Genomic DNA, 17769 nt, shown 5'->3' on the forward strand with positions numbered 1-17769 from the left:
ACGGAGTCCGCCCCGGAGGACGGACTTCTTCGGCAGCGCGCATGTATGCCCGCTCGCCGCGCACTGCCTCCCATCCGGACTTTAACCGTCGGTCCAGGAATTTCACCTGGTCAACCGGCCGCTGGAGGCGACCGGGTCGCGGACTGTAACCGCCGGTTCGGACTTTCACCGACCCCGGAGTGCGCTGCTACTGATACATGGCCAGTGTGCCACGCCTGATCGACGTCCAGACGGGCGAATGGTGTGGGGTGCCTCACAGAACGTGTCACCACCCTTCCCGAGCGCGACGGGGCGATCCAACTCCCGCGTCGGCGTCCACCCTTGACGGAGCCGGGGTTGGTACGCACCTATTGACGCTGTGGTCTAGTCCTTTCTAGGGTCATGTGACATCTGCGCAGACCGGCCCGGCGGCGGTGGCGACGGCCCTTGCCCGCCGTCGGGCCTTCCCACGCCGCATGGACGGTGTTCTGAGGGTGAGGCGTATGACCACCGCGCTCGCCGACGAGTTCGAGACCCACCGGCCCCGGCTGTTCTCGCTCGCCTACCGGCTGCTGGGATCCCAGGAGGAGGCGGAGGACGCTGTTCCAGGACGCGTTTCTGCGCTCCAGCGGCGCGCGGCGACCGCGGCGGATCGAGCATCCGGCGGCCTGGCTCGCCAAGGTCGTCACCAATCTCTGTCTGAACCGGCTGGCCTCCGCCCGGGCCCGGCGCGAGCGGTACGCCGGGACCTGGCTGCCCGAGCCGGTGATCACCACGGACGGCACGCTCGGCCCGCTGGAGTCGGCCGAGCAGCGGGACGCCGTGTCGCGATGGCTCTGCTGGTGCTCCTGGAGCGGCTCACGCCGACCTGGGGGGCACCTCCCACGCCCCTGAGGCAGTGGGGGGCGGTGTACGTGCTGCGGGAGGCGTTGGGGTACGCGCACCGGGAGATCGCCGGGGTGCTGGATCTGAGCGAGGCCAACTGCCGCCAGCTGTACCGGCGGGGGGGGCGAGAGGCAGGCCCGGTTCGAGGCCGCGTCCGAGCGGCAGGAGGAACTGGCCACGTCGTTCGTCACGGCGGCCCGCGACGGCGCCCCGGCCGGGCTGGAGAAGCTGCTCGCGGCCGACGCCACCTGGTGGAGCGACGGGACGGGAAAGTCACCGCGGCCCGGTGGCCGATCGAGGGCGGGCCCAGGGCCGCCCGGTTCCTGGCGAGCGGGGGCCCGAAGTACACGGAGGGCCTGGAGTTCACCGTCGCCGAGGTCAACGGTGCGACGGGGCTTGCCACCTGGGCGGCACGACACGCTCGTCGGCCGGGTGGCGTTCGAGGTGCGCGACGGGCTGGTCGTGGGGGTGCGGGCCGTGGTCAACCCGGAGAAGCTGGTGTTCGCGCGGCGTCACCTCACCCGGCCGTAGGGCCGCCGGGCGGTCGGGGGATCGCCGGGCGGGGTCGCGGATCGCCGGGCGGGTCTGTCACATCCGGCAGGGGCTGTCCGGTCTCAGTTGCAGAGGGGCGCTCCGTCCGGGAGCGTCGGCGTCCGAAGGGACTGAACAGCATGACCACGATTCTGGTGACCGGCGGCACCGGAACGCTCGGCCGGCTCGTCGCCGAGCGGCTGCGCGCGGACGGGCACGAGGTGCGGGTGCTCAGCCGGCACACCCAGCCGTACGCGGTCGACCTGCGGGAGGGCGGTGCCGCGCTGGACGCGGCCGTCACCGGTGTGGACACGATCGTGCACTGCGCGTCGTCGCCGAAGGGCGACGAGCAGGCCGCGGCGAAGCTGATCGGCGCGGCGCGCGGGGCCGGTGTGCGGCACCTCGTCTACATCTCCATCGTCGGTATCGACCGGGTGCCGTTCCCCTACTACCGGAGCAAGCTCGCGGTGGAGAGGCTGGTCGAGGCGTCGGGGCTCGACTGGACCGTGCTGCGGGCGACGCAGTTCAACGACCTGCTCGTCACGCTGCTCCAAGGGCTGTCGAAGCTGCCGGTCCTGTTCCTGCCGGCCGGTGTCCGGGACCAGCCGGTCGAGGTGGCCGAGGTGGCCGACCGGCTGGCCGGGCTGGCGGCGGGGGCGGCGGCTGGGCGGGTCGAGGACATGGGCGGGCCGGAGGTGCGGACGCTCGAGTCCCTGGCCCGCGCTTATCTGAAGGCGGCCGGCCGGCGCCAGGCGGTCGTGAACGTGCCGCTGTGGGGCGCGGCGTACCGGGGTTTCCGCAGCGGTGGTCACCTGACGCCGCAGCGGGCGACCGGCACGGGCACGTTCGAGGAGTACCTGGCGCGGCGGTACGGGGGCGAGCAGGCGCGGGCGGGCAGCGGGCGGCCCCGGGCGTGACACCCGGGGCCGGCCTACCACCGCTGTACGGGCCGCTCCCCCGGGGTGAAGAGTTCCTCCTGGGCGCGGTCGCGGGCCGTGAGGAGGGCGCCGCGTAGTACGGCGCTGCCGCCGAGTGTGGTCGTCCGCACCTCCGTGGGCAGGGGGGTCATCCGGGCGATGCGGTCCTGCACGCGGGCGGCGAGTTCGTCGCCGCCCGCTTGGCCGACCTCGCCGCCGAGCACCACGCAACCGGGGTCCAGGATCGCGACGACCGAGGCGACGCCGACGGCGAGACGGTCGGCGAGGGCGTCGAGGAAACGGGCGGCGGGGACGGCTCTCGGGGACGCAGCGGGGACGGCTCTCGGGAACACGGACGCATCGGCCCCGCGCGCAGACCGGGACACCTCGCCCTCGCGCGCAGACCAGGACGCCTCGCACCCGGGCGTAGACCCGAGCCCCTCACCGTGGCTCGCAGACCCGGGCCCCTCGCCCCCGCCCGCAGACCGGGACACCTCGCCCTCGCACGCGGTCCCGGACGCCTCGCACCCGGGCGTAGACCCGAGCCCCTCACCGTCGCCCGCAGACCCGGGCCCCCCGCCCCCGCCCGCAGACCGGGACACCTCGCCCTCGCACGCGGTCCCGGACACCCCCGTCCCCGTCTCCGCCCCCCGCACTTCGCGCACCGCCGCCCGCACCAGAGCGACCGCCGCCCGTACGACCCCCACGGCCGACGGTTCCTGCCCCGGCTCCGCCGGAACCCCGCACTGCGCCGCGAGGTCCACGACCGCGCCCGACGCGGCCAGGGAGTGGAAGCCGCCCTCGCAGTCCGTCGAGGAGGGCAGCGCGGCCGTGCCCGGGACCGGGAGGAAGCCGATCTCGCCGGTGCCGCCGGAGGCACCGCGCCGCAGCGCGCCGTCGAGGACTACCGCCGCACCGGTTCCGTGGCCCAGCCACAGCAGGACGAAGGTGTCCCGATCCCGGGCCGCCCCGTCACGCTGCTCCGCCAGCGCCGCGAGGTTGGTCTCGTTCTCCACGCTCACCCGGGCCTCGGGCAACCGCTCCTGGAGGGCGGCGACGAGCCGGCGGTGCCACTCCGGCAGCCCGGAGGAGTCGCGGAGTTCGCCGCTGGCCGGGTCGATCAGGCCGGGCGCCCCGATCCCGACGGTGTGCAGCCGGTCGGCGCCGGCCTCCTTCACCACGCGCTCGACCAGCCCGACCGCCTGCTCCACGGCGAGGCCCGTGCCCATGTCATCACCGATGGGCGCCGACGCCTCGGCCAGCACATGTCCCACCAGGTCGGCGACGGTCACGGCGACGCCCTCGGTGCGTATGTCCAGCGCGGCGAGGTGCGCTCGGCCGGCGACGATGCCGTACACCTTGGCGTTGGGTCCGCGCCGCTGCTCCCCCGCCTCGCCGACCACCGTGATCAGCCCGGCGGCGGTGAGGCGTTCGACGAGGTCGGCGACGGTCGGCCGGGACAGGCCGGTCAGCTGCTTCAACTGCCCTGCCGTCAGCGGGCCCTCCTGCTGGAGCAGGCGCAGGGCGAGCCGGTCGTTGATGGCCCGGGCGGTGCTCGGGGATGCGGGCATGCCGGGATCCTTCCAGATCTGTGGGGCCGCACGGCCGTGTGCTCCGGCCAGCCGGTAATCCCCTTATCTATCAGGCAGGGTTCCTGATAGTTTACGCGCGCTGACGCACGCCATGGACGTGGAGACGCGGCGCGAGCGGGAAGACCAGGAGAGGACGGGGCCGGAGAATGAGCAACGTGGTCTACGAACAGCGCGAGGTGAAGCGGTCGCGGTACGCCGTGGCCGCCGTGTTCGCCGTGCACGGCGCCGTCACCGGCTCGTTCGCCACCCGGGTGCCGTGGATCCAGGACCACGCAGGCGTCAGCGCCGGACAGCTGGGGATCGCACTCGCCTTCCCCGCGCTCGGCGCGTCCGTCGCGATGCCGCTCGCCGGCAGCGTCAGCCACCGCTTCGGGGCCCGCAACGCGCTGCGCGGACTGATCGCCCTGTGGACGCTGTCGCTGGTCCTGCCGTCCCTCGCCCCGAACCTGCTCACGCTCTGCCTGGCCCTGTTCACCTACGGCGCCACGGCGGGCATGGCGGACGTGGCGATGAACGCGCTGGGCGTCGAGGTCGAGAACCGCCTCGGCCGGTCGATCATGTCCGGGCTGCACGGCATGTGGAGCGCGGGCGCCCTGGTCGGCTCGGCGGCCGGCACACTCGCCGCGCACCTCGGCTCGGACGCCCGGCTGCACCACGTCCTGGCCGCCGCGGTCCTCACCGTCGTCGGCGTGCTGTCCTGCCAGTGGGTGCTCGACCTCCAGCCCGCCGAGGACGAGGATCCGCCGCCGCGGTTCGCCCTGCCGCCCCGGTCGGCGCTGCTCATCGGCGCGATCGGTTTCTGCGCGGTGTTCGCCGAGGGCGCGAGCCTGGACTGGTCGGCGGTCTATCTGCGCGAACAGCTTCAGACCTCGGCCGGTCTCGCGGCGGCGTGCACGACGGGCTTCACGCTCACCATGGCCATCGCCCGGATCGCCGGCGACCGGATCGTGGACCGCTTCGGCGCCGTGCGCACCGTGCGCGCGAGCGGTGTGCTCGCCGTCCTCGGCGGGCTGCTGATCGTCGTGGCGGAGCAGCCGGCGGTGGCGATGGCCGGGTTCGCGCTGATGGGGCTGGGGATCGCCGTCGTCGTACCGCTGTGCTTCGCGGCGGCGGGCCGCAGCGGCTCCAACCCGAGCCTGGCCATCGCGGGCGTCGCGACCATCACGTACACCTCGGGCCTGATCGCGCCGAGCGCGATCGGCATGCTGGCGCAGGCGACCAGCCTGATGGTGTCGTTCGCTCTGGTGACGCTGCTGTCCTGCGGTCTGGTGGCGTTCGCGCCCGTGCTGCGCCCCGGCGACCGGCCGAAGATCAACCGGCCGGACGCGACGGTCCCCGACCCGCGGCCCTGAACGGACGCCCGGCCGACCCGGGCAGCCCCGGTCACCAGCGCTTCCGACGCACCCCGACAATGGTCCGGACACTCGCACGCACGACGAAAGCGAACCGCACCATGGATCTCGGCGTCCGGTGGAAACTGCACGGCGACGGACGCACCCCGGCGCCCGGCGCCGTGGTCCGCCCCGACGAGCGGCTCTCCTGGCCCCGCACGGCCGGGCTGGGTGCCCAGCACGTGGTGGCGATGTTCGGGGCGTCCTTCGTGGCCCCGGTCCTGATGGGCCTGGACCCCAACCTGGCGATCATGATGTCGGGCGTCGCGACCGTCGTGTTCCTGCTCGCCACCCGCGGCCGCGTCCCCAGCTACCTGGGCTGCTCGCTGTCCTTCGTCGGCGTGGCGGCGGTCATCCGTGCCCAGGGCGGCAGCAGCGCCACCGTCACCGGCGCGGTCCTCGTCGTCGGCGCCGCGCTGTTCCTGGTGGGGCTCGCCGTGCGGCGGTTCGGGGCGCGGATCATCCACGCCGCGATGCCGCCGATCGTGACCGGCGCGGTGGTGATGCTGATCGGCTTCAACCTGGCGCCGGTGACGGCCTCGACGTACTGGCCGCAGGACCAGTGGACGGCCTTGCTGGTGATGCTCTTCACCGGGCTGGCGGTCGTCTGTCTGCGCGGCTTCTGGTCCCGGATCGCGATCTTCCTGGGGCTGGTCTTCGGGTACGGCATCTCCTGGGTCTTCGACCTGGTCTTCGGAAAGATCCACTCGGTGGACGCGAGCGGCAAGCTCACCGATCACTGGCGGCTCGACCTCTCCGGCGTGGGCCGGGCGGACTGGATCGGGCTGCCGACCCTGCACGGCCCGTCGTTCGATTGGTCGGCGATCCTGGTCGCCCTGCCGGTCGTCATCGCCCTGGTCGCGGAGAACGCCGGGCACGTCAAGGCCGTCGGCGAGATGACCGGCGACCCGCTGGACGACAAGCTCGGCACGGCGATCGCGGCCGACGGCGTCGGCTCGATGCTGTCCACCGCGGTCGGCGGCCCGCCCAACACCACGTACTCCGAGAACATCGGCGTGATGGCCGCGACCCGCGTCTACTCGACGGCCGCCTACTGGGCCGCCGCCGGCTTCGCCCTGCTCTTCGGCATCTGCCCGAAGTTCGGCGCGGTCGTCGCCGCGATCCCGGGCGGTGTGCTCGGCGGCATCACCGTCATCCTGTACGGCATGATCGGCCTGCTCGGTGCCCAGATCTGGATCAACGCCGAGGTGGATCTGCGCAATCCGCTGAACCTGGTCCCGGCGGCGGCCGGCATCATCATCGGCGTCGGCAACGTCTCCATGCAGATCACGGACACCTTCTCGCTGAGCGGCATCGCGCTCGGCACGATCGTCGTCATCACCGGCTACCACGCGCTGCGGGCCTTCGCCCCGGCCCACCTGAAGACGCAGCGGCCACTGCTGGACGAGGGCACCAGCTCCTACGACGAGGCCAGGTCGTAGGCGTACGACGCCGTGAAGGTCCCCGGCTTGCCCTTGCAGCCGTCCGACTCCCCCGGCAGCTTGACCCACAGGTAGGCGTCGATCCGGTCCTCGCCGGTGCTGAGGGTCGGTGTCCGGCCGAGCTTGCGCCCCGCCGGGTCGCACCACGTGCCGTCGGGCGGGGCGCCGTTGCCGTTGCGGCTGGTGTCGATGACGGCGCCCAGGCTCGCCGGGCCGCCCAGCGCGTCGAGAACCCGCCGGTCGTAGGCCACCTCGTCGGCCGTGGTGTGGAAGTTGGAGACGTTGCTGAAGATCCCGTCGGAGGACTCGGGCGAGGCGGCACCGGCCTGCCGCAGCCACGCCGCCTGCTTGCCGGGCGCGTTCCAGCCCGAGTGCCCCGCGTCGAAGTACACGCGTGCCCGGGGGTTGGCGGCCTTCAGGACGCGTCCGGCCCGGGCCAGCGAGGCGAAGCGGTCCGCGCGTTCACCGGCGGACAGGCACTCGGCCTGGGCGACCGAGTCCGGCTCCAGGACGACGATGACCTCGCCGGAGCCCAGCCCGTCGGCGAACCGGTCGATCCACGCGTCGTACGCGTCCAGGTCGGGCGCCCCGCCCTGGGAGTATCCGCCGCAGTCCCGGCCGGGGATCGCGTAGGGCACGACGACGGGCACCCGGCCCTGTGCGGCACCGCCCGACGTCACGGCGGCGACCCGGGCGGTGAGCGTGTCCGGGGAGTAGTCGGCGAACCAGACGGCGGCCGGCTGGTCGACGATACGGGAGGCGATGACCGCGTGGCGGGGATCGCCGGAGTGGGCCTGGACCCAGTCGAGCACCTGGGAGTCGGGGTGGCGGTAGAGCCGAGGGCTCACGGGGGTGGTCCGCTCCCGCATCTTCCGCGTCCTCGACGGCGACGGCGTGGGGCTCGGCGCCCTGGGCGCGGAGATGACGGGCGTCGGGGAAGCGGACTCGGTGGCCGACGGGGACGCCGACGGCACCGCGGGCAGGGGCGCCATGCGGGGCGATGCGGACACCTCGGGGCGCCTGGCCTGGTCCGGGCCGCGCCGGTCGTCGAAGGCGGACAGCACCCCGGCGACCGCGCCGGTCGCGACCACGACGGAGGCCGCCACGACCATCACGCCACGCCGGGCGGCGCGCCTGCGCTCGGCCCTGCGGGCGGCCAGGCGCTGGGCACGTAAGCCTGACACGGTGCTGCTCCCCCTCCCCCTGCGGCGGGCTGCGTTCCCCCGTTTCGGGGAAGCGCCGGGCCCGCCGGTACTCCCGCCAGCCTAGAGCTGGGACTCTGCCCGCATGCCGCGATGCGAACAAGTCCCCCCAGCCGTGGACACTCCGGTCGACGGAGTCATCTCCCGTATGCGCGCCCTCGACGCGACCCTGCACCCCCGGGACGGGGTGGCCGTCTTCAACCGCGTCTATCTCGCCGTGACGGAAGTGGTGGACCGGTACGTCGACACCGGGCGGTTCGCGGACCCGCACGCCGCGATCACGCTGGACGTACGGTTCGCGCAGCGGTACCTGGAGGCCGTCGAGGCGGTGGCCGACGAGCGGCGCCCGCCGGCCTGCTGGCGGCCGCTGTTGCAGTTCCGCCGCCATCCCGGGGTACGTCCGCTGCAGTTCGCGCTCGCGGGCATCAACGCGCACATCGGGCACGATCTCGCGCTGGCCGTCGTGGACACCTGCCGTACGCTCGACTGCGCACCCGCCGACCTGGAGGACGAGTTCGACGCGGTGGGCGATCTCCTCGTCTCGCTGGAGGAGCGCATCCGCGAAGATCTGATGCCGGGCCCCGACCTCCTCCAGATCGCCGACCCGCTGACCCATCTGCTCGGCGCTTGGAGCCTGGAGCGCGCCCGGGACGCCACCTGGACGGCGGCCCGGGCCCTGTGGGCGCTGCGCGGACTCCCCGACGTCGCCGAGGAGTTCACCGACCGTCTGGACACGGCGGTGGGCTTCGCTGGGCGCATGCTGCTCACGCCCCTGCCCGAACCGCGACTCGAGTCTCGTTAGTCCTCAGTCCTCCGGCAGTTCGACGGGCGCGATCTCGTCGTAGACGTCGCCGGGCCCCGGGTTGGCCGGGTCGGTCGTGCCGCCGAAGTGGTGCATGACGCCCCAGACCGCGTTGAGGGCGGTCTGGACGGCGCCCTCGGCCCAGCCGGCCGTCCAGGAGATGTCGTCGCCGGCGAGGAAGATGCCGCGCTTGTCCTCAGGCAGCCGGTCCTGCATGAAGTGCGTGAACAGGCGCCGCTGGTAGCGGTAGTGGCCGGGCAGGTTGGCCTTGAACGCGCCCATGAAGTAGGGCTCGTTCTCCCAGGAGACGGTCACCGGGTTGCCGATGATGTGCTTGCGGATGTCGACCTTGGGATAGATCTCGCCGAGCGACTTCAGCATGACCTCCATCCGCTCGTTCGCGGACAGCGGCAGCCACTTGAGGCTGTCGTCGCACCAGGTGTAGGAGAGGCAGATGACGGCGGGCTGGTCCGGGCCGTTGTCGAGGAGATAAGTCCCGCGCGTCATGCGGTCGGTGAGCGTCATCGACATGACGTCCCGCCCGGTCTCCTCGTCCTTGTCCAGCCAGAACGGGCGGTCGACCGGCACGAAGAGCTTGGAGCTCTCCATGTAGTGGGTGCGCTCGATGGCCGTCCAGTGGTCGATCGGGAAGAGCGAGTCGTCGCAGTCGATCTTCGACAACAGCATCCAGGACTGTGCGGTGAAGATCGCCGCCGGGTAGGTGCGGATGTCGCCGTGCGCGTCGGTCACCGTGATGCGGTTGCCTGCGGTGCGGTGCAGGCGGGTGACGGCCGGGCGGGGCTCACGGTTCTCGTGGAGGCTCGCGAGCGAGGTCCCGTAAGCCCAGTGGACGATCTTCTCCGGCTCGCGCTCCCAGAGGCGCAGCGGCAGTTGCTGGGAGCCGCCGACGATGCCGCGGTGGTGGTCGTCGGCCTCGGTGTAGACGACGCGCAGGATCTCCAGGATGGAGTTGGGGAAGTCGGTGTCCCAGCCGCCCGTGCCGAAGCCGACCTGGCCGAAGATCTCGCGGTGCCGGAAGGACTTGAACGCCTCGGAGTCGCAGAGGAAGCCGTAGAAGGTCTGGTTGTCGAGCTTCTCGACGAGCCGGGACCAGATCTCGCGGATGCGCGGGACGTCCCGCTCGCGCAGGGCCCGGTTCATGTCGGAGAAGTCGGCGCCCTCCTCCAGGCACCGGTTCCAGGCCTCGGCGACGTCCCGGTAGACCTGGGGCAGGTCGGCGACCGTCTCGGCGTAGTGCGACTCGCCCTTGAGGTCGACGACGGTCGACGGGGTGGCCTCCGCCAGGGGGTTGGGGAAGGGCCGCGTCTGAAGGCCGGCCAGGTCGATGTAGTGCTGGAGGGCGGTGGAGGACGGCGGGAAGCGCATGGCGCCCATCTCGGCGGTGAGGGAGTCGTCGCACCCGTCGAAGCCCACCGTCCGCAGCCGGCCGCCGATCCGGTCGGCCTCGTACACGACCGGCTTGAGGCCCATCTTCATCAGCTCGTACGCGGCGACGATGCCGGACAGGCCGCCGCCGATGACCGCGACCTGAGTGCCGTGCTCGGTCGCGGGTATCTGCCCGAGACCCGCCGGGTGGGCGAGGAAGTCGTCGTACGCGTACGGGAAGTCCGGGCCGAACATGGTGATCGGCGGCTGCTGCGCGTCTGCGTGCTCGACGGCGTTGGGCACGGTGGACGTCATGGGGTACGGACTCCTTGCAGAGGAAACAGACAGGTGCGGGGGGTGTCAGACGAGCGGCCCGTAGAGGCCCGGGCGCCGGTCCCGCAGATACGGGTTGGTCTCGCGCGACGCGGCGAGGAAGGCGGGGTCGACGTCCGCGAGGACGAGCTCCTCGGCGCGCCCGGCCCGGGTGCGGGCGACCCCGTCGGGCCCGGCGAGCGTGGACAGCCCCACGAACTCGAACTCGCCCTCCCGGCCGACCCGGTTGACGTACGCGACGTACATCTGGTTCTCGAAGGCCCGCACCGGGATCATCGACTCGGCGACGAACTGGAACGGGTGCATCTGCGCGGTCGGGACGACCAGCAGGTCGGTGCCGGCGAGGCCGTGGGCGCGGACGTTCTCCGGGAACTCGACGTCGTAGCAGATCAGGAGCCCGACGCGCAGACCGTCGAGCTCCGCCTGGACGACCGGCTGGTCCCCGGCTGTGAAGTGGTCGCGCTCGAAGCAGCCGAAGAGGTGGGTCTTGCGGTAGTTGGCGAGCCGGACGCCGTCGGCGGAGATCAGCTGGGCGGAGTTGAACACGGCGTCGCCGGCCCGCTCGGGGTAGCCGTAGGCGATCGCCAGTCCGTGCCTGGTCGCGGTCTCGGCGACGGCGTCCGCGCAGTCGCCGTCGGCGGGCTCGGCGAGCCGGGCGATGTCGTCGCCGATCGCGTACCCGGTCAGGAACATCTCCGGCGCGACCAGCAGCCCGGCGCCCGCGGCGGCGGCCCGGCCCGCGGCCTCGTCGAGGACCTTGAGGTTCTCGACGGTGGAGCCGGGACGGCCGGAGCTCTGGAGCAGGGCGGTGCGCATGCGTGGTCCTCACCGGTACGCGGGGGTTTCGGGGGGTCGGATAGACGGTACGGTCGGCGGATCCGGCCGGACAAGAAGCAGCCGTTGCGCGTCCGTGAGCGGATCATTGCGTTCGCCGCCGGGTCCGCGGCGATTCGTTGCGGTGCCTCAGGTCGTACGTCCGGTCCGCCCGTGGAGGCAGGCTGGGGCGGGTTCCCCCGCCGGGCGGCGGAGGCGGGGTCCCGTCCCCGGTGCGATGTGGCGCGGGCGCTGCGCCGGGACAGTGGTGAGCGTCCAGTTGACGTGCGTCACCTGAGGAAAGGACCGCCATGAACCGCCGTACAAAGACCGCTTTACTCGGCTCCGCGCTGCTGCTCACCGTCGCCGCCGCGGCCGGCTCCGCCGGAGCCGCCGCACCCCACGAGAGCAAGCGCGAGGCCGCCTCACTCACCGGCAAGGCCAAGCTGTACCGCTCGGACGGGGACGACATCACCTTCGCGTTCGACGCGCACCTGGCCGCGAAGGACACGGCCGACCCTATGAAGGCCACGGGCACCTTCGAGTACAGCCACTACCTGAACGGCAAGGGCGCCTGGGCGAAGGCGAAGGTCGACTGCCTGGTCACCGGCGGCAAGGTGGCCGTCGTCTCCGGTGTCATCACCTCCACCGACCTGCCCGGTGCGAAGGGCAAGCGCGTCGGGATCACCGTGCACGATGCCGGTCACCGCGACCGGCTCGGCTACAGCTGGGCCACGACCGGTACCCCGGTCGCCACGAAGGACCTGCCCAAGTGCGTCAGCTCGGCGCCCTTCGAGAAGGTGGAGAAGGGCACCGGCGACTTCTCGGTCACTCCCTGGCAGCCCGAGCTCTAGCGGGCGAGGGCCTGGCCACCAGCAGCAGCGCGGTCACCAGGTACGGCACCGCGAACCAGGCGAAGGCGGTGCCGTGTCCCGCGGCCGTGCCGAGCACCGCGTAGCCGCCGTACACGGCGACGGTGGCCAGGTCGGTGCCCAGTCCGGCGAGCGAGGTGAGGGTGGCCCGCCTCGCGTCGTCGATGCGCCGCTGGAGCCGTACGTCGGCCAGCACGCTCGCCGCCTGGAAACCACCGAAGGCGAGCGCCACCAGGGCGATCCCGGCCAGGGTGCCCGCACCGGCGCCCACGGCCAGGGCGAGTGCCGCGCCCGCGAGCAGTGCCGCGAGGCCCTTGGCGCGCAGGCGTTCGCCCGTCCCGGCCAGCAGGCCTCCGGCCATGGCACCCGCCCAGATCAGCAGGAGCAGATGGGGTACCAGCGTGTCGGACACGCCGGTGTCCCGCACCAGCAGCGGCGTGTACTCGTCGAGGGCGCCCCACACGGCGGTGACGGCCGGGACCAGCAGGAGCGCTCCGCGTACGGACCGGTCGGCGCGGGCCTCGGCGAGCCCGGCCTTCAAGGTCGCGGTCCAGCCGTCGTGCCCCGCCGCCTCCGCAGTGCGGTGTTCCGGGAGCCGGGTCGCCGTCGCCGCCGTCAGCAGGCACGCCAGCACGCTCGCGGCGCCGACGGCGGTGTGGCCGCCCCAGGCGAGTACCGGCCCGGCCAGTCCCATCGCCGCCATGACGGCCACCAGACCGGCCGCGCGTGCCCGGCCCATGACATGGGCGTACCGGTCGGCCGCGCCGAGCCGCTCCAGTTCGTCGTAGACCAGGGCCTCACGCGCGCCGGAGGCGAGGGCTCCGCCGGCGCCCCACAGCACGAAGCCGAGCGCGAAGGCCCCGTACGACGGGAGGAGCGTCCACAGGGTGAAGCCGGCGGCGGTGAGCAGCGGGCCGAGCCACAGCAGCAGCCTGCGGGAGACGGCGTCGGCCCAGGCGCCGGAGGGGGCCTCCAGCAGCACGCCGGTGAGCGACCACAAGACGAACAGGGAGGAGATCTGCCGGACCGACAGGCCGGTGTCGCTGAACAGCAACGCGTACACCGGGTAGAGCAGGACGAAGTCTTCGAGGAACGCGTAGCCGTACAGCGTGCGCGTCAGCCGGCGGACACCGGCAGTGGGCACGCCTGCGGGTGAGAGAGTCATGAGGCCTTCCCGAGAGGGCGGTTCGGACACCGGACGTGCGGTACGTACGGCGGCCGAGGCGGCCCTCGGGAAGCGCGGCTGGTGGATCAATGTCGCCAGGTCATGACACCGATGGTAGGCCTGGCCGGGCGGTCATGCCGCTGTTTTCAGGTGGGCGAACCCGACGAGAAGCGCCGCAGCAGCGGCGACAGCACGAGCACGGACTTGGTCCGCTCGACGAACGGCTCCCCGGCGATCCGCTCCAGGACCCGTTCGAAGTGCCGCATGTCGGAGGCGAAGACCTGGGCGATCGCGTCCGCGTCCCCGGTGACGGTGGACGCGGCCACGACCTCCTGGTAGCGCTCCAGGCCCCGCTGGATGGTCTCCGGGGAGGTGTTGCCCCGGCAGTAGATCTCGACGAACCCCTCGGTCTGCCAGCCGAGGGCGCCCGGGTCCACTCGTACGGTGAAGCCGGTGATGGCTCCGGTGGCCCGCAGCCGGTCCACGCGCCGTTTCACGGCGGGCGCGGACAGGCCGACGATGTGGCCGATGTCGGCGTAGGAGCGGCGGGCGTCCTCGGCGAGGGCGTGCACGATGCGTTCGTCGAGATCGTTCAGCACAGTGGGTTGGTCACTTTTCGGATGGTGCGAGTCGGGAACGGCGATAGCCGTACACGAAGTAGAACACGAGCCCGGCGGCCATCCAGACACCGAAGACCACCCAGGTCACGGTCGGCAGACTGCCCATCATCCATACGCAGAAGGCGAAGCCCAGCGCGGGCAGGACCGGGGAGAGCGGCACCCGGAAGGTGCGGGGCATGTCCGGCCGGGTCCGGCGCAGCACCACGACCGCCACGTTGACCAGCGCGAAGGCGAACAGGGTGCCGATGCTGGTGGCGTCGGCGAGCTGCCCGAGCGGGATCGCCGCGGCCAGGACGCCGCAGAACAGGGAGACGATCAGGGTGTTGGCGCGGGGCGTGCCGGTCTTCGGGTGGACCTTGGCGAACACCTTCGGCACCAGGCCGTCGCGGGACATGGCGAACAGGATGCGGGTCTGGCCGTAGAGCACGGTCAGCACCACGCTCGCGATCGCGATGACGGCGCAGAACGCCAGCAGCGTGCCCCAGAAGGTCTGCCCGGTGACCTCGCGCATGATCTGGGCGAGGGCGGCCTCGGAGTCGGTGAAGTTCTCCCAGGGCTTGGCGCCGACCGCGACGGCGGCGACGAGGACGTACAGCGCCGTGACGATGACCAGCGACAGCATGATCGCGCGCGGCAGGTCGCGCTGGGCGTTCTTCGCCTCCTCGCCGGCGGTGGAGGCGGCGTCGAAGCCGATGTAGGAGAAGAACAGCGTGGCACCTGCGGCGCTGACACCGGCCATGCCGAGCGGCATGAAGTTCTCGTAGTTGCCGGAGCGGAAGCCCTGGACGCCGATGGCGCAGAACATCACCAGCGCGCCGATCTTCACGATGACCATGACGGTGTTGGCGCGGGCGGACTCGCGGGCGCCGCCCAGCAGGAACGCCATCGCGAGCAGGACGACGATCAGCGCGGGCAGGTTGAACACCCCGCCGTCGCCGGGCGGGGCGGACAGGGCGGCCGGGATGGTGACGCCGACGGTGCCGTCGAGCAGTTCGTTGAGGTACTCGCCCCAGCCGACGGCGACGGCGGCGACCGACACGCCGTACTCCAGGACCAGGCACCAGCCGCAGATCCAGGCGATCAGCTCGCCCATCGTTGCGTACGCATACGAGTAGGAGGAGCCGGAGACCGGGATGGTGCCGGCCAGCTCGGCGTAGGACAGGGCCGAGAACAGGGCGGTCAGGCCGGCTATGACGAAGGCGAGCGTGACGGCCGGACCCGCCTTGGGGACGGCTTCGCCGAGCACGACGAAGATGCCGGTGCCGAGGGTGGCCCCGATGCTGATCATGGTGAGCTGCCAGAGCCCGAGGGTGCGCCGGAGCGAGCCTCCCTCGCCCTGGCCACCCTCCGCCACCAGGTTCTCCACCGGCTTGCGACGCATGAGGCGCGCGCCGACGCCCGGGGACGGCGGGGCGGTCTGACTACTGCTGTGCGGGGGTGCGCCTTGGTCGAGCACGCGCTGACTCCTTCGTCACTGCCGGTCTCGGGTGGCAGGGACCGGCAGCGCCCCGACAGCCGGGACCCACCGAGCGGGGTCCCCGCCACGCCACGTACGAGGCGACAGCCTACGAGCAGGGGCGTTGCCCGTGTAATGCAGCAACCTTGCGCGTGCCCGCAAGATCATTGCGTTCCTCGCGACTGGCCGGAGGTTCGTTGCACGGCTGCGTTCGTCCGTTGCACAGGACTTGTCCGGACCAGCTCTTTCACCAGGAAGGTGAGCTCCTCGACACACTCGTGCGTGACGCCGTCGTGGTCCTCGTATGACCAGCGGCCGACGTAGGGGGTGAGGGGCCGGTAGCCGAGCCGGGCGTAGAGGGCGGCGGCTCGCGGATTGTCGTCGGCGACGCCGAGACCGATGGCCGTGCGGCCCCGCTCCCGGGCGCGTTCCTCGGCGGCCCGGACCAGGGCGCTGCCGATGCCGCGCGAGCGCAGCGTCTGGGGCCACACGGCGAGCGCGTTGATCTCCGGACAGCCGGGCCGTGCCGCCCGTACCGTCGCGTCGTCGCAGCCGCCCCAGCGCAGCTCCGCGTGACCCACGGGCCGTCCGTCGAGCCAGGCCACGAGATACGTGCTCTGACCCCCCTCCTGGCGCTCGAAGCGCCGCGCGTGGAACGAGGTGGCACCCGGGGAGCCGATGTACTGGTCGAGCAGCGCCACATCGGCGGCCCGGCAGACGGTGATCTCCATGGCGTACGACGGTAGGGCGCCCGCACGCACAAGGCCCCCGATTTTTCATCGGGGGCCTGGGACGAGGCGTGGGGGCTGTCAGTTCCAGCTGGCGTGCAGCGGCTTGCCCTCGGCGTAGCCGGCGGCGCTCTGGATGCCGACGATGGCCTTCTCGGCGAACTCCTCCAGGGAGCCGGCACCGGCGTAGGTGCAGGAGGAGCGGACGCCCGCGATGATCGAGTCGATCAGGTCCTCGACGCCGGGGCGGGCCGGGTCGAGGAACATCCGGGAGGTGGAGATGCCCTCCTCGAACAGCGCCTTGCGGGCCCGGTCGTACGCCGACTCCTCCGACGTGCGGTTGCGCACGGCCCGCGCGGAGGCCATGCCGAAGGACTCCTTGTAGGCACGCCCCTGGGCGTCGTGCTGGAGGTCGCCCGGGGACTCGTAGGTGCCCGCGAACCAGGAGCCGACCATCACGTTGGACGCGCCGGCGGCGAGCGCCATGGCCACGTCGCGCGGGTGGCGGATGCCGCCGTCGGCCCACACGTGCTTGCCGTACTTCTTCGCCTCGGCGGCGCACTCCAGCACGGCCGAGAACTGCGGCCGGCCGACGCCGGTCATCATGCGCGTGGTGCACATGGCGCCGGGTCCGACACCGACCTTGACGATGTCCGCGCCCGCCTCGATCAGGTCGCGCACGCCCGCGGCGGCCACGACGTTGCCCGCGACGATCGGCACCTGCGGGTCGAGGTCGCGCACCAGCTTCAGGGCGCTGATCATCGACTCCTGGTGGCCGTGCGCGGTGTCGATCACGAGTGTGTCCACGCCCGCGTCCAGCAGCTGCTTGGCCTTGCCCGCGACGTCGCCGTTGATGCCTACGGCAGCGGCGATGCGCAGCCGCCCCTGCGCGTCCGTGGCCGGCTTGTAGAGCGTGGCGCGCAGGGCGCCCTTGCGGGTGAGGATGCCGGCGAGCGTGCCGTCCTTGTGGACCGCGGGGGCGTAGCGGCGGTTGGCGTGGTCGAGGGTGTCGAAGGCCTCGCCCGGGTCCATGTCCGCGTCGATGAGCAGCAGGTCCCGGGACATGACCTCGGCGAGCTGCGTGAAGCGGTCCACGCCGGACAGGTCGGATTCGGTGACCACGCCGACCGGCCGGTGGTTGTCGTCGACGACGACTCCGGCGTTGTGCGCGCGCTTGGGCAGCAGGGACAGCGCGTCCGCGACGGTCTGGTGGGGCGCCAGCATGATCGGGGTGTCGAGGACCAGGTGGCGGCTCTTCACCCAGGAGACGACGTCGGTGACCACGTCGATGGGGATGTCCTGCGGTATGACGACGAGGCCGCCGCGGCGGGCCACGGTCTCGGCCATGCGGCGCCCGGCGATGGCGGTCATGTTGGCGACGACGAGCGGGATGGTGGTGCCCGTGCCGTCCGGGGAGCTGAGGTCCACGCCCTGGCGCGAGCCGACCGCGGAGCGGCTCGGCACCATGAAGACGTCGTCGTACGTCAGGTCGTACCCGGGCTGGATGTCATTGAGGAAACGCACGTGCTGCACATCCCAGTCGATCAGAGGTGACCCCCCGACCGGCCGGCCAGGGGGAAAGAGCACGTACTTCATTGTCCCATGCCGGATGTGCGCACGTCCCCCAGCAGATCATCCAGGCTGGTCAGGGGCGC

Annotated in this window: 15 protein-coding genes and 1 riboswitch; of the genes, 6 read left to right on the top strand and 9 right to left on the bottom strand. The window is 72.3% G+C overall.

Features of this window, described 5'->3' with window-relative positions; all coding sequences use genetic code 11:
* Positions 1-56: 56 nt before the first annotated feature.
* A riboswitch (FMN riboswitch) is annotated at positions 57-187 on the bottom strand.
* A gap of 1073 nt (positions 188-1260) precedes the next feature.
* Positions 1261-1395: a hypothetical protein gene (locus AOQ53_RS47280; protein ID WP_269085438.1), complete on the top strand. Its 135-nt coding sequence runs from the start codon at positions 1261-1263 to the stop codon at positions 1393-1395.
* Between the two features lie 140 nt (positions 1396-1535).
* On the top strand, positions 1536-2312 hold the full coding sequence (locus AOQ53_RS08090; protein ID WP_059416281.1) for an SDR family oxidoreductase: 777 nt from the start codon (positions 1536-1538) through the stop codon (positions 2310-2312).
* A gap of 14 nt (positions 2313-2326) precedes the next feature.
* Here AOQ53_RS08090 and AOQ53_RS08095 read toward each other — a convergent pair whose 3' ends face one another.
* Positions 2327-3883 (bottom strand): ROK family transcriptional regulator, encoded by a 1557-nt coding sequence (locus AOQ53_RS08095; RefSeq protein ID WP_059416282.1) that lies wholly within the window; start codon positions 3881-3883, stop codon positions 2327-2329.
* 167 nt (positions 3884-4050) lie between these two features.
* Between AOQ53_RS08095 and AOQ53_RS08100 the strand changes: the two genes are divergently transcribed.
* Together AOQ53_RS08100 and AOQ53_RS08105 are read left to right on the top strand one after the other, a co-directional pair.
* Positions 4051-5256 carry an MFS transporter gene (locus AOQ53_RS08100; RefSeq protein ID WP_059416283.1) on the top strand — a complete coding sequence of 402 codons (1206 nt, stop codon included), beginning with the start codon at positions 4051-4053 and terminating at the stop codon, positions 5254-5256.
* A 101-nt stretch (positions 5257-5357) separates the two neighbouring features.
* A complete protein-coding gene (locus tag AOQ53_RS08105) occupies positions 5358-6737 on the top strand; it encodes a uracil-xanthine permease family protein (RefSeq protein WP_059416285.1) in 1380 nt (459 codons plus the stop codon).
* On the opposite strand, the gene AOQ53_RS08110 is transcribed toward AOQ53_RS08105, so the two are convergent.
* Positions 6716-7849, bottom strand: a complete 1134-nt coding sequence (locus AOQ53_RS08110; protein WP_059416286.1) for a glycoside hydrolase family 6 protein — start codon at positions 7847-7849, stop codon at positions 6716-6718. The genes AOQ53_RS08105 and AOQ53_RS08110 overlap by 22 nt on opposite strands.
* A 175-nt stretch (positions 7850-8024) precedes the next feature.
* Here AOQ53_RS08110 and AOQ53_RS08115 point away from each other — a divergent pair, with 175 nt between their 5' ends.
* Positions 8025-8741 (top strand): DUF5995 family protein, encoded by a 717-nt coding sequence (locus tag AOQ53_RS08115; RefSeq protein WP_059416288.1) that lies wholly within the window; start codon positions 8025-8027, stop codon positions 8739-8741.
* A gap of 3 nt (positions 8742-8744) precedes the next feature.
* On the opposite strand, the gene AOQ53_RS08120 is transcribed toward AOQ53_RS08115, so the two are convergent.
* Together AOQ53_RS08120 and AOQ53_RS08125 are read right to left on the bottom strand one after the other, a co-directional pair.
* Complete coding sequence (locus AOQ53_RS08120) at positions 8745-10442, bottom strand: flavin monoamine oxidase family protein (RefSeq protein ID WP_059416290.1); 1698 nt, start codon at positions 10440-10442, stop codon at positions 8745-8747.
* Positions 10443-10487: 45 nt separating this feature from the next.
* On the bottom strand, positions 10488-11276 hold the full coding sequence (locus tag AOQ53_RS08125; protein ID WP_059416292.1) for a carbon-nitrogen hydrolase family protein: 789 nt from the start codon (positions 11274-11276) through the stop codon (positions 10488-10490).
* Between the two features lie 308 nt (positions 11277-11584).
* Here AOQ53_RS08125 and AOQ53_RS08130 point away from each other — a divergent pair, with 308 nt between their 5' ends.
* Entirely contained in the window at positions 11585-12127 is a 543-nt protein-coding gene (locus tag AOQ53_RS08130; RefSeq protein WP_059416294.1) for a hypothetical protein, read from the top strand.
* On the opposite strand, the gene AOQ53_RS08135 is transcribed toward AOQ53_RS08130, so the two are convergent.
* The 5 genes from AOQ53_RS08135 to AOQ53_RS08155 form a co-directional block, all read right to left on the bottom strand.
* Complete coding sequence (locus AOQ53_RS08135) at positions 12102-13310, bottom strand: MFS transporter (protein WP_059416297.1); 1209 nt, start codon at positions 13308-13310, stop codon at positions 12102-12104. The two genes, AOQ53_RS08130 and AOQ53_RS08135, sit on opposite strands and share 26 nt — an antisense overlap.
* A 146-nt stretch (positions 13311-13456) precedes the next feature.
* Positions 13457-13909: an Lrp/AsnC family transcriptional regulator gene (locus AOQ53_RS08140; protein WP_010046396.1), complete on the bottom strand. Its 453-nt coding sequence runs from the start codon at positions 13907-13909 to the stop codon at positions 13457-13459.
* A 10-nt stretch (positions 13910-13919) separates the two neighbouring features.
* Positions 13920-15386 carry an amino acid permease gene (locus tag AOQ53_RS08145; protein ID WP_059416299.1) on the bottom strand — a complete coding sequence of 489 codons (1467 nt, stop codon included), beginning with the start codon at positions 15384-15386 and terminating at the stop codon, positions 13920-13922.
* Between the two features lie 164 nt (positions 15387-15550).
* Complete coding sequence (locus AOQ53_RS08150) at positions 15551-16117, bottom strand: GNAT family N-acetyltransferase (RefSeq protein WP_059416301.1); 567 nt, start codon at positions 16115-16117, stop codon at positions 15551-15553.
* A 78-nt stretch (positions 16118-16195) separates the two neighbouring features.
* Positions 16196-17638 (bottom strand): GuaB1 family IMP dehydrogenase-related protein, encoded by a 1443-nt coding sequence (locus AOQ53_RS08155; RefSeq protein ID WP_059416324.1) that lies wholly within the window; start codon positions 17636-17638, stop codon positions 16196-16198.
* Positions 17639-17769 lie beyond the last annotated feature (131 nt).

Origin of the sequence: Streptomyces azureus (assembly GCF_001270025.1) — a bacterium.
Taxonomy (GTDB): Bacteria; Actinomycetota; Actinomycetes; order Streptomycetales; family Streptomycetaceae; genus Streptomyces; species Streptomyces azureus.